Origin of the sequence: Ponticaulis sp. (assembly GCF_029210165.1) — a bacterium.
Lineage (GTDB): Bacteria > Pseudomonadota > Alphaproteobacteria > Caulobacterales > Hyphomonadaceae > Ponticaulis.
Genome location: NZ_JARGNT010000001.1, coordinates 1,726,436 through 1,738,191 on the forward strand (window position 1 = coordinate 1,726,436; position 11,756 = coordinate 1,738,191).

The following is an 11,756-nucleotide window of genomic DNA, read 5'->3' on the forward strand; positions in this document are numbered from 1 at the left end:
GTCTGATGCGCTTTGGTGACGAGCATATCGACAGGCTGGTGGACATTGTCCGCGAGGCCAATGAAACCGAGGTTCTGCCGCGGTTTCATGGCCTGTCTGCGGGCGATATCAGCACCAAGAATGGCGCAATCGATGTCGTCACCGAGGCCGATACCCGCGCTGAGGTGTTCATCACTGAGGCGCTGAAAAAGCTCTATCCAAACGCGCTGATTTTCGGTGAAGAGGCATACTCTGCAGACCCTCGCGTTGCTGACGGGCTGGGCGAAGCCGAGCTGGCCTTCGTCATCGATCCTGTCGATGGCACGATGAACTTCACGACTGGCCTTTCCATGTTCGGAACGATTGTGGCCGTCACCGCAAATGGCGAGACGATTGCAGGGCTCCATTATGAGCCGCTGCAGGATAACCGGCTGACCGTCATCCGCGGGGCAGGGGCTTATGAGTCCACAAAGCATGGTCGGTCGGCAAAGCTGAAAGTCGCCGATCCGGTTCCGGTGCCGGAGATGAAGGGCGTCATCAACTGGGCATATTTCCCTGAGCCTTATCGCTCGCGTGTGCCTGCGCTTATGCCCAAATTGCGCTTCGGGACGAGCACCAACTGTTCGGTGTTTGACTATTGGCTTACTTCGACAGGGCGATATCACTTTATGGGCAATGCCTCAGGCAATCTCTGGGACCATCTGGCGGGCGTACTGATGCAGGAAGAAGCGGGCGGCTATGCAGCCCGTTTTGACGGCTCGGCCTACACGCCAAAGGTCAAAGGCGCTGAAGTGATCTGCGCGCCGGACAAGGACAGCTGGGAAGCGGTCCGCCGCGAAATTTTCGGGATCAGCTGATCGTTCCGGCCTTGCGGGCCGCGTCCAGTATCAGGCTTTCCAGCTTTTTCGACTGGATATTCAGATTGAACTTTTCCATGGCGCGGGCGCGGCCTTTTTCGCCCATAGCGCGGGTGGCGGCAGGATCAGACATGAGCTTTGTCAGCCGGTCTGCGAGCGCGTCTGCGTCACGTTCTTCGACCAGATAGCCTGTCTCACCGTCCACAACGCATTCGGGAATGCCTGCATGTGCGGTGGCGGCAAGTGCGCAGCCTGCAAACATCGCTTCCATACAGACCATAGGCAGGCCTTCGGCGTCACCTGAGGCGGCACGGTTGGACGGAACACAAGCAATGGCGGCTTCTTCGAAATGGCGTGGCATCTCATCGGCCGGGATCCAGCCTGGCAGTTCGGCTTTGACGCCAGCTGCTTCGAGGAGCGGCAGGAGCTTCGGCTTCAGCTCACCATCGCCCAGCAGGCGGATACGCCAATCGCTCAGGATTGCAGGGTCGATCTTTGTCAGCGCGCGGATGAGGGTTTCAATGCCCTTTTTCTCCATCCAGCGACCGGCGAAGAGAAGCACGTTCTCTTTCTCGCCCGGCGTGAATTTTTCAGGGTCCACGCCGTTATATTGGACGACCATTTTCTCATCTGGTGCGCCCTTGGCCAGAAGCTCACGGCGAATGAAATCGGAGACGGGCAATAGAAGAGCCGCTTCATCCCAGAGCGCCTGACGACGCCGATTATAAACGCGCAGGCGGCTGTCTTTTGTGTTGCTCGTTTTGGTCGCGTCACCGCCATGATACGTCACGATCAGCGGAATCTTCAGCGCTCGCGCAATCGGCAAGGCATAGGCGCCGGATTTGCCGAAATTGGCGTGAATGGCGACCGGGTTGAAGTGCGCCAGCGTCTCTCTCAGCTCGCGCCCGACAAGGCCGAGCTGTTTGAAACCGGTCTCACCCAGCCCGCCATGAAATGCCCCAAGCTCCAGCGCCTCAAACCCCGGCGGTGTCGGCCCTTTGCGATCATGCCCGATGAAAAGCGGCCTCAGCGTTTCAAAGGCGTGATAAGCGCGGGGAATAAAGCTCTCCGATGGAGTGAAGAGCTTATCCGAATAGGAGAGGATGGTGTGAGGCATCTGCCTTGCTTACTCAGCCATGGCTTCAATGGCTTCGGACACGGCAACGATGCGTTTAGCTTCTTCAAGGTGCAGAAGTTCGGTCATTTTGCCATTCACTTTAAGCACGCCTTTGCCCGCATTTTCAGGGTCGGCGAAGGCTGCGATAACGGCGTGAGCCTGTTCGACTTCTGCCGGTGACGGCGCGAAGACTTCGTTTGCCGTTTCGACCTGAGACGGGTGAATGAGGGTTTTGCCATCAAAGCCCATCGCAGCGCCTTCTTCACATTCCGCGCGCAGGCCGCGCTCGTCTTTAATGTCGTTGAACACGCCATCGATCGCGACGATGTCGTAAGCGCGCGCTGCGAGCATGGACATGGAGAGAGCCGTGCCGAACGCCAGTTGACGGTTCGGCTTGGCAGATGCGCGAAGCTCTTTTGCAAGGTCGTTCGTGCCCATGACGAAGGTTGTGAGGCGCGTGCGGCCAACGGCTTCGGCAATATCCTGAATTTGCAGGATGGCCTTTGGCATCTCGATCATGACCCAGAGCTGCATATCCGCTGGGGCGCCAGCGCGTGTCATCGCGTCGTCGAGGCGGTCAATATCGCCGCCATCAATAACTTTCGGCGCGAGGATCGCGTCAGGGCCAGCGCCAACAGCGGCTTTCAGGTCATCAAGGCCCCATTCTGTGTCGAGGCCATTAATGCGGATACAGATTTCACGCTTGCCATAGCCGCCTGCTTTTGCTGCAGCGCATACATTTGCGCGCGCTTCGGCTTTGGCGTCTGGTGCGACGGCATCTTCAAGGTCGAAGATAAGCGAGTCGGCTGGAAGCGTCTTGGCTTTCTCCAGCGCGCGCGTGTTTGCACCCGGCATGTAGAGAACCGAACGGCGTGGGCGGTGAGCTGAACTTGTCATGTGCGTATATTCCCCGATGTCTTGTTTTCGCATTGTCTGTGCCGCATCGCAGCAAAGATTTCAATCACCTCACGCGATAGAGACTTGGAAGCGCGTTGTAAGCAGGCCATTCTGCCGCGATGAAACGCGTGTTTATGATCTCTTCTTTTGTGGCCGGGTCGAATGTCGGTGGCAGCCTTGCGATGAAAGTGTTGCCGCTGCTCGGTTGCGAGCTGTCCTTGCTGCCAACGACTATGCTCGGGCGACATCCGGGCTGGGGCGCGCCAGGTGGCGGCGCTGTGACAGATGAGATGTTCTCCGGCATGGCAGAAGGGCTGGTGGCTAACCGCGTGATCGAGAATGCAGATTGCATTGTGACGGGCTATTTTGCCAGCGCCGCGCAGGTCAGCGAAGCGGCGCGTCTCATCGCGGCCCATAAAACCGATGGCACGCCGGTGATCGTCGATGCCGTCATGGGCGATTTTGGCAAAGGCCTTTACGTGAAGGAGGAGGTAGCTGCCGCCATCGTAAGCGAGCTTCTGCCTATGGCTGACATCATCAAATCCAATGCGTGGGAATTCTGGGAGATTGAACGCCGCAATGGCCGCGTTGACGCAATCCCAGAAGCGGCACGCGAGGCAGGCGCCATTAAATCACACCTTGCGGGAGACAGCAGGCTGTCTGGCTTGCAGTTCGTGAGCTCTGTGGAGCAGGGTGAAGAGATCGGGCTTCTCGGAGCGTCGCAACAAGGCGCTTTCTGGTCTGGCCATGCGCGGGCCAATGGCGAGCATGTGCCGAACGGCTTTGGTGATTTTCTAACGGTGCTTCTGGCCCGGGACGCGGCGGGCGGTCTTAAGCCGGTGCAGAAGATGCTCTTTAATGAAATGACCGTCTTTGCTCCGGTGTTCGGCGCTCATGATTTCTCTGAACCGTCGGAGTTTGATGTTGGCGTGTTGCCGAAAGCGCTCGGCAAGCCGAAGCCGGCGCGCGTTAGTCCACTTTGACAAGAATGCCACAGCTCACCTGTTCTTAACCCGCCGGATGTAACCGTAACTTGAGGTGATGCGGTGAGGCATGGTTAACTCGGCGCAGTTGGATAAGGTTTGATCAAATGGCACAGAAAACGGCTCTGCGCGTAACTCTGGCAGCAATGGCTGCGTTCTCTCTTTCCGGATGCATCGCGACGACTGCGGTCGGTCTGGCGGCTGAAACGGTGGAAGCAGGTGTAGAAATCACGGGCGCGGTTATCGGTACGAGCGTTGATCTTGTCACCACCAGCGAAGAAGAGCGTGAGCGCGACCGCGACTAGCTCTCTACCGGCCTGGCTCTCCTCAGGTGAAATCTTCGTCATTAGGTAAATGCGCCCGATCATGGCATGATGGGGCGTCCCCGATGACTTTAGGAGGAGGTAGGACCCATGAAACATATTCTTCTGGCTGCTGCAGCGCTCGCACTTGCGCCCATCGCTCAGGCTGGCGAACTTCACATCTCATTCTCCGAAGAGCTCAACGAAAAAATCGCCGATGATTATGGCGAGCGTGAGCGCGAACGTCTGGTCGATGAACTGACCGAAGATCTGATGCGCGAATTCGCACCGATCCTGAGCTCGGTTGGCGACGTGAATGTCGTGATCGAGGATGCGCGCCCGAACCGGCCGACCTTCGAACAAATGACTGAACAGTCTCTGTCTTTCGAAAGCATCAGCATTGGCGGCGCCGAAATGACTGGCGAAGTCTTCAGCATGTCAGGTGAGCTGATCGCGTCTGAAGAGTACGACTATTTCAGCCACGACATCACTGACTCTGTTGGCCGCGCGACATGGTCTGACGCACGCCGTGCATTCAGCCGTTTTGCGACACGTTTCGCCGATACGACTGAGGAAGCGATGAGCGCTTCGTCTACTGATGAAGTTGGTCGCTAAGCCGGCTTAACTTTCCCCGTCGAGCCTCAACGTGCATGTCTCGGAGAGGCTCGGTCGGGACACACTCACGCGCGTCAGGCGCGGCAGGTCTTCTGCAACACGCTCTGCAATCCAGACACATAGACGCTCAAGCGTTGGAAGTTCGAGGCCCGGAATCTCATTCAGGTAAGAGTGATCAAGCTCGCCTGTGACTTTCGCCAGCACGTCGCCCAGCTGGGCAAAGTCGGCGACCCAGTCTTCACCCTGTTTCACAACACCAGATACACCGATCTCGACACGGAATGAGTGTCCGTGCAGCTTGCCATAAGGATGGTCAGGATCCTTTGGCGCAAGATGGTGAGCCGCTTCAAAATTACCTGCGCGCGTCACTTCGAAAGTGCGCCCGGCAAGGCTTGGCTTTGCGGCGCCGGTGTCAGTTACCGGCTTGGTTGGGTTCGACGTCACGTCTTTAATCCAGTTTGCAGTCTGTCAGGCGAGGCCTGTCGTATCTTCCGGGCATCCGGCAGCCTGCCAGACATCCCATCCATTGGCGCGCAGTTCACAGGCTGGACAGGTTCCACATCCGTAGCCCCAGTCATGCCGCGCCGAGCGGTCGCCCAGATAACAGGTATGAGTATGTTCGACAATAAGCTCGACCAGGTCATTTCCGCCCAGCGCTTTAGCCATGGCAAATGTATCGGCTTTTGTTTTGTACATGAGTGGTGTGTCGACGCGGAAATCCCGCTCCATGCCCAGCGCTAGGGCCTGTTGTTGGGCGTCCAGTGTTGTGCGGCGGCAATCAGGATATCCGGAGTAATCTGTTTCACACATACCGCCGACAAGAATGTCGGCATTCCGGCGCCACGCCACAGCGCTCGCCAGCGTGAGGAAGATAAGGTTCCGGCCCGGTACGAAGGTGGACGGCAGGCCCTGTTCGGACATGGTGATTTCAGCCTCGCTGGTGAGCGACGTCTCTGAAATCTGGCCGAGGACGCCAAGGTCCAGAAGAGCGTCATCGCCCAGATGGCCGGTTTCCACTGTATCACAGTCTCGCATCGCCTTCAGAACATGCTGGCGACACTCCAGTTCGATTCGATGACGCTGGCCGTAATCGAAGCCGACTGTCGAAACATGGTTAAAATTCTTGAGCGCCCAGGCAAGGCAAACAGTGGAGTCCTGTCCACCGGAAAACAAAACGACTGCGGCTGACTGGGTCATGAAAACACCGTGTTGACTGGGGGGTTACGGAAAGGAAGCGGGTATGTCTCTTTAACTGGATTTTTGACAGTTGAAGTTCTCGTTCGCGTTAACTTTGCCTTCATTGACATTTTTGTGAGTTGGGCGTTGTCTGTCTTTATCTCGTCTGCGTTGGCAACTTCGCAGGCACTGTAGTTGCCCCGACTAAAAATAAATGAGGGCGACACATGATTAGGGAGGAGATCAGGCATGAGTCTTAGATCACAGGTAAAGTGCGCGCTTTTTTTAGGCGCTTCAGTATTCGCGTATACATCAGTTGCGGGGACAGCAACAGCGCAGGAAAGTGAACGTCGCTATCAGACGATCACGGTGACGACCCAGAAAACAGCAGAATCCATTCAGGATGTTCCGATTGCCGTTTCTGCGTTTAACGAAGAAGCACTGGACAGGCTTCAGCTTGCCGGTGGTCCGGACCTTGTTCGAACCATTCCGAACGTCACCTTCACCAAGGGCAATTTCACAGGCGCAAACTTCCGTATTCGTGGTGTAGGTTCTGACCTTGTGGCGACATCCGGTGATAGCGGTGTGGGCGTTCACCAGAACGATGTGCCGCTCACTGCGAACCGACTCTTTGAATCTGAATTCTATGACGTAGAGCGGGTGGAGACACTTCGTGGACCGCAGGGCACGCTCTATGGCCGGAACGCGACGGGCGGCGTTGTGAATGTGATCACGGCGAAACCTGTGCTCGAAGAATGGCAGGGCCATCTTCAGGTGACGATGGGCAATTACGCGACGCTTCGCGCTGAAGGTATGGTAAACATTCCGATCGGTGAGACAGCTGCGCTTCGTATTGCTGGCGCGCATCTGGAACGGAACGGTTTTGCGACCAATACCGTGACCGGCAATGACATTGACGATCGTGACATCAACTCCATCCGTGCAACGCTTGCCTGGGAACCGACTGATAGCCTGCGCGGCTATTTCATGTACGAGAATTTCGTAGAGGACGATACGCGTCTGCGTTCGGGCAAACAGCTCTGCGATCAGGACCCGTTCATGACGTCTTATGCGGGTATTCCAATTGGTCAGGCCGATCAGATTTATACATCTATTGGCTGTCAGGAAGCGCCGCTCAGCGAGTCGTATGACCGTCTGAACACAGCTGCGTCTCTTGGTGGTGGTCTCGCCATTCTTGCCGGTCTTCTGGATGGCAATGCGGCAACCGATCCGCTCAACCCTAATCTGCGCGAGATCGAGTCGTTCATCGACCCTGACTATCGCGCCGATCAGACGCTCTATACATGGCAGGCCGAATACGACCTCACAGACAGCCTGACGCTGACCTATCTGGGGAGCCATAACGAGTCGAACATCGTTTCGGAAGAAGACTATAACAAGCTCATTCCTTCGATTGATTACAACACGAATGCAGGCTTTGGCCTTGTGAATCTGGTCGGTGACCCGCTGGTTGCCGAATTCCTCTACCAGACGCTCTTCCCGGGCGGCACGGTTACGGACCCGCAGCTTGGTGTTGCGAATTCTCTTCGCAGTTATGACCTGTCAGGGAGCGAGACGTCTCAGACAACGCACGAGCTGCGTTTGCAGTCTGATTTTGATGGCCGTTTCAACTTCAACCTCGGTGCCATCATGGTGGACTTCGAGGCAAACGAAGCCGAAACAATTCCGGCAAGCTATTACGTGTTCTCCAACTCTCTGAGCGCGGTTGCCCAGCTGAACAACGCGCTTGGCGGCGCGGTCTTCGGTGGTCCGACACCGCTCGATACGTCCGGCAATGGTCAGGGTTCGGTTCTGAGCAATCTGGATGCCACAGGTCGCAACTATTATCGCTCTATCTCGCCATATGACCTCAGCTCGTTTGCTGTGTTCGGTGAGAGCTATATCGACCTGATGGATAATCTGCAGCTGACTGTTGGCCTTCGCTATACGAGTGATGAGAAGACGCAGGAAAACATCGCACAGTACTTCTTCACACCAACGAATGTGATTTCCGATCCGTTTGAGCCGACACCAACGGCAGAAGAGCCAGATGGCATTTACGTACGTGAGTTCGAAGAAGTGACGGGCCGCATCGGTCTCGACTGGTCACCTGACTTCGACTTCACAGATGATACGCTGATCTATGCCTTCTATTCCCGTGGCTATAAGGGCGGCGGTATCAACCCGCCTCAGCCATCCGGAAATCAGAGTGCATTCCCGCAAGTCTTCGATCCGGAGTTCGTGAACTCTTACGAGATCGGTACGAAGAACACCCTCATGGACGGGGCGCTGCAGCTCAACGCGACAGCCTTCTACTATGATTATGAGGGTTATCAGATGACGCAGATCGTCAACCGGACGTCTGCGAACTTCAACATCGACGCGGAAATCCAAGGGTTCGAACTTGAGACAATGTGGAATGTCACGGATAACTTTATCCTGGCGGCAAACCTCGGTCTTCTCGACACCGAAATCCAGAATTCTTCAGCGATTGACGTTCTGAACCGTACCAATAGCGACCCGAACTTTGTCGTGATCAAAAACCCGCAGACCTATTCTAACTGCGTGGTGTCTGCGGCAGGTTATGCGACCATTCTCGGCGCAATTCAGGCCGGTGCACTCGCACCGGGGTCAACTGGCGGCCTCTGCCTTGGCAGCTTTGTCGGCCTTGAAGGCGTGTTCAACCCGCTTCTGCCAGCCGGCGCGTTCACACCGTTTGAGGGCTTTGAAGCCGACTTGTCTGGCAACCAGCTTCCGGGCACACCTGACATGACCCTGAATATCAGCGGCGAATACATCGTGGATGATATTTTCCAGGGTTGGGATGCGAGCTTCCGCGGTGACTATTATTACCAAGGCGAGACGTTCTCTCGCGTCTGGAATACCGGTCACGACCGTCTGGACAGCTGGGATAACGTGAACCTGTCAGTTCGTTTCACCAATGATGACATGGGTGTTTACGTCGAGCTGTTCGGTAAGAACGTGATGGACGAAGAAGTGATCACAGGTAGCTACCTGACGGATGACTCTTCCGGCCTCTTCACCAACGTCTTCCTCACAGAGCCGCGCACATACGGTATTACCGTCGCGCGGACCTGGTAGAGGTTTGAGCTAGGGGGGAAAGCGCTGAAGATAACGGCGCTCCTACGGGGAGGGGGGACGCAGCTGCTTCCCCCTTTTTCTTTTCTGAGAGTATTACTCTTCCGGCGTCAGGATTGCGTCGCGCGCGACGTCTTCCTCGCTCTCATAGAAGATACCGCCATAACCGGTTTCAGCTTCGAAACGGTCCGGCTTTTGCGCCTCGGACGATGTCATGACAAGGCTTTCCTGTTCCATCAGAGAATAGATTTCAGGGTGTGTCTTCGCAGGCTCGAACACTTCGTAAAACGGTTCGGGCTTTGTCTCGGTTCCGGCGTCGGCGCTCTCAGCATTATCCATTGAGGCTTTGTCCGGGCGTGCGGCTGGTTCGGCAGAGATCGTCTCTGCAGTCAGGAACATATCCTTGGTAATAGCAGAGACCGGTTCGAGCAGCGCTTCCGTATCGCGGGCCTGAAGGCTGTCTGTCTCCACATGGGCAAGGCCTTCACCGTTCAGGTGAGCCAGCTGCATTTCGTTGAGCTGCGCTACGGCCTCCTGGCCTGATACATCCGCGTGTGCGGGAAGAGTAGAAAGAGCAAGCGCTGAGACAGCGCAGGTCATGAGCGTTTTCATAATGCTGTCCTTTCTGTTTGTTTCATCGATGACATGAGAACGGGTTGAGACGCGCAAGGTTTCGAAAATAACGCAGATTTCATCTGGCATGCGGGCGCGCAGAGCAGGACCCGGCGCGCCGCGTCTTGCTGTTAGCCCTCCGATTTCTCAGCGTCAGCAGGCTCGTTTTGCGATGTGTCTGTCTGTTGAAGCTGCTGCTCGGCCTTTGCCAGAATAGCTGCTTTGTCGAGCGTGTTCACAGATGCCTCAATGGCAGTTTCTACAACTGACTTTTCCGTCGTGCCGTCTTCAGGCGCGTCGCTTTGGGCGAAGGCCGGTGCACAGGCAAGAGCCATGGCAGAAACGAATGTCGTGATGAGTTTTGTCATAACAGTTTCCTTTGCTTCCAGTCTGACACTCACTGACAAAGAGGCGATGGTCTCGCCGGTCAGGAAACGTCATCCGGACCAGCAAAGGAACGAAACGCCTCGTGCGGAGCAGGGCTCCGGAATTGCAATTTAGGAGCGCTCCCTTTTTCTGCAAGATGGGCTAGATTGCGCGCAAAGGGAGATTCTTATGTCCAACACATTGCTGACCACCAGCGCGCTCACACTGGCTTTGCTGATGGGTGCCTGCGCCGCAGAAGACACCGGCCCGGCGCTAACCGAAGACGTTACATCTGCAACGAGCTATGAGCTTGAACTCGTTGCTGAAGGTTTTGACATGCCATGGGGCGTCGCTTTCTTGCCGGAAGGCGGCATGCTGGTATCTGAACGTGACGGGCGTGTAAGCTATGTAGCTCCGGGGGCGACGTCAGGCGTTGAGATTGCCAATGCACCGGACGCGTTCGTTGCCGGTCAGGGCGGTATGTTTGATGTCGTGCTTGATCTCGATTTTGCATCAAACCGCATTGTCTATGTCAGCTATGCCAAAGGCTCTGCCGAAGCGAACGGTACAGCCGTTTATCGCGCGCGCCTCAGCGAAGATGGTCTGACGTTTGAAGACGGCGCCGACATTTTCGTGGTCAATGATATGCGCGCAACGCCTGCACACTATGGCGGGCGCATGCTGCCTCTGCCGGATGGTACGCTGATCCTCACATTGGGTGAGGGCTTCCGCTATATGCAGGATGCGCAGGACCCGATGAGCGATCTCGGTACGATTGTGCGAATGAACCCTGATGGTTCGGTCCCACCCGACAACCCGTTTGCTGATGGCGTAAATGGCCTGCCGCATGTCTGGTCTTACGGGCACCGCAATGTTCAGGGTATCGTCTTCGACGAAGACACGGGCCGCATGTACTCGATGGAACATGGCCCGATGGGCGGCGATGAGATCAATATCGAAATTGCCGGTGCGAATTATGGCTGGCCAGCCATTACCTATGGCGTGAACTATGACGGTTCGATCATCACAACGCAGACCGAAGCGCCTGGTATGGAACAGCCTATGCTGGTCTGGGTGCCGTCTATCGCGCCGGGCGGACTGGAGCTTTACACCGGTGATGTCTATCCGGACTGGAAGGGTGATCTCTTCGCAGCAGCTCTGGCAGGATCAAAAGTCCAGCGCGTCGATCTCAACGAGGCAGGTGAGGTCGTAGGCGAAGAAGCGCTGTTTGAAGAGTTTGGCGCGCGCTTCCGACAGATCGTGCAAGGCCCTGACGGGTATCTCTATGTTACGACAGATGAGATTGATGGCGGTGTTTACCGGATCGTCCCGAGCGAATAACCCGGCATCCATCATCGGCACAAAAAAAGATCCCGGGACACTGTCCCGGGATTTTAGTTCTGAGCGTTCGGCTATTTATCAACGCCGAAGGTTGAGTGGTCGCCGTCGACCAATTCCTGAATCAGGGAATGCTTGAAGTGCTTGAGCGGTTTGATGATCTCAGCGTTGTCGCCATAGAGGTCTTTCGACATGCTCTCGACGTGCATGACGAGCATCAACAGCGCGCGTTCTTCATCCTGACGTTCTAGTTCCCGCAAACCCGACATCGTGTCCCTTACCGTGTATAACCCGATAAATGCCGTAATTTCAGCGTACTTGTCCTGATGATAAGCTGATGATTTCCTGATTATTCTCTGGAGAGAGGTGTGATATGGTCATTTTGACCAATTGACGGGGGCGCCGATATTTCGGA

General features: G+C 56.0%; 13 protein-coding genes. 6 read left to right on the plus strand and 7 right to left on the minus strand.

Going from position 1 to position 11,756, the window contains the following annotated elements; translation table 11 throughout:
• Positions 1–5: 5 nt before the first annotated feature.
• The gene (locus tag P1U45_RS08420) at positions 6–836 is read left to right on the plus strand and encodes an inositol monophosphatase (protein ID WP_301058673.1); all 831 of its coding nucleotides are present in this window, start codon (positions 6–8) and stop codon (positions 834–836) included.
• Here the strand turns inward: P1U45_RS08420 and P1U45_RS08425 are convergent.
• Together P1U45_RS08425 and P1U45_RS08430 are read right to left on the minus strand one after the other, a co-directional pair.
• The gene (locus P1U45_RS08425; protein ID WP_301058674.1) at positions 829–1,953 is read right to left on the minus strand and encodes a glycosyltransferase; all 1,125 of its coding nucleotides are present in this window, start codon (positions 1,951–1,953) and stop codon (positions 829–831) included. The two genes, P1U45_RS08420 and P1U45_RS08425, sit on opposite strands and share 8 nt — an antisense overlap.
• Positions 1,954–1,962: 9 nt before the next feature.
• A complete protein-coding gene (locus P1U45_RS08430; RefSeq protein WP_301058675.1) occupies positions 1,963–2,850 on the minus strand; it encodes a CoA ester lyase in 888 nt (295 codons plus the stop codon).
• Between the two features lie 119 nt (positions 2,851–2,969).
• Between P1U45_RS08430 and P1U45_RS08435 the strand changes: the two genes are divergently transcribed.
• The 3 genes from P1U45_RS08435 (at position 2,970) to P1U45_RS08445 (ending at position 4,750) form a co-directional block, all read left to right on the plus strand.
• Positions 2,970–3,833 carry a bifunctional hydroxymethylpyrimidine kinase/phosphomethylpyrimidine kinase gene (locus P1U45_RS08435; protein WP_301058676.1) on the plus strand — a complete coding sequence of 288 codons (864 nt, stop codon included), beginning with the start codon at positions 2,970–2,972 and terminating at the stop codon, positions 3,831–3,833.
• Positions 3,834–3,940: 107 nt separating this feature from the next.
• Complete coding sequence (locus P1U45_RS08440) at positions 3,941–4,138, plus strand: hypothetical protein (protein ID WP_022694496.1); 198 nt, start codon at positions 3,941–3,943, stop codon at positions 4,136–4,138.
• 108 nt (positions 4,139–4,246) lie between these two features.
• Positions 4,247–4,750, plus strand: a complete 504-nt coding sequence (locus P1U45_RS08445; RefSeq protein ID WP_301058677.1) for a hypothetical protein — start codon at positions 4,247–4,249, stop codon at positions 4,748–4,750.
• 6 nt (positions 4,751–4,756) lie between these two features.
• Here the strand turns inward: P1U45_RS08445 and P1U45_RS08450 are convergent, their stop codons facing one another.
• Positions 4,757–5,194: a 6-carboxytetrahydropterin synthase gene (locus P1U45_RS08450; protein WP_301058678.1), complete on the minus strand. Its 438-nt coding sequence runs from the start codon at positions 5,192–5,194 to the stop codon at positions 4,757–4,759.
• 24 nt (positions 5,195–5,218) lie between these two features.
• Positions 5,219–5,947: a 7-cyano-7-deazaguanine synthase QueC gene (gene queC / locus P1U45_RS08455; protein WP_293609696.1), complete on the minus strand. Its 729-nt coding sequence runs from the start codon at positions 5,945–5,947 to the stop codon at positions 5,219–5,221.
• Between the two features lie 228 nt (positions 5,948–6,175).
• Here queC and P1U45_RS08460 point away from each other — a divergent pair, with 228 nt between their 5' ends.
• Positions 6,176–9,028, plus strand: coding sequence for a TonB-dependent receptor (locus P1U45_RS08460; RefSeq protein WP_301058679.1), 2,853 nt, complete (start codon positions 6,176–6,178; stop codon positions 9,026–9,028).
• A gap of 93 nt (positions 9,029–9,121) precedes the next feature.
• Here the strand turns inward: P1U45_RS08460 and P1U45_RS08465 are convergent, their stop codons facing one another.
• Complete coding sequence (locus P1U45_RS08465) at positions 9,122–9,637, minus strand: hypothetical protein (protein ID WP_301058680.1); 516 nt, start codon at positions 9,635–9,637, stop codon at positions 9,122–9,124.
• A gap of 131 nt (positions 9,638–9,768) precedes the next feature.
• On the minus strand, positions 9,769–10,005 hold the full coding sequence (locus P1U45_RS08470) for a hypothetical protein (protein WP_301058681.1): 237 nt from the start codon (positions 10,003–10,005) through the stop codon (positions 9,769–9,771).
• Between the two features lie 187 nt (positions 10,006–10,192).
• Here P1U45_RS08470 and P1U45_RS08475 point away from each other — a divergent pair, with 187 nt between their 5' ends.
• Positions 10,193–11,344 carry a PQQ-dependent sugar dehydrogenase gene (locus P1U45_RS08475; RefSeq protein WP_301058682.1) on the plus strand — a complete coding sequence of 384 codons (1,152 nt, stop codon included), beginning with the start codon at positions 10,193–10,195 and terminating at the stop codon, positions 11,342–11,344.
• A 71-nt stretch (positions 11,345–11,415) separates the two neighbouring features.
• Here the strand turns inward: P1U45_RS08475 and P1U45_RS08480 are convergent, their stop codons facing one another.
• Positions 11,416–11,610: a hypothetical protein gene (locus tag P1U45_RS08480; RefSeq protein ID WP_293609701.1), complete on the minus strand. Its 195-nt coding sequence runs from the start codon at positions 11,608–11,610 to the stop codon at positions 11,416–11,418.
• Between the last annotated feature and the right edge of the window lie 146 nt (positions 11,611–11,756).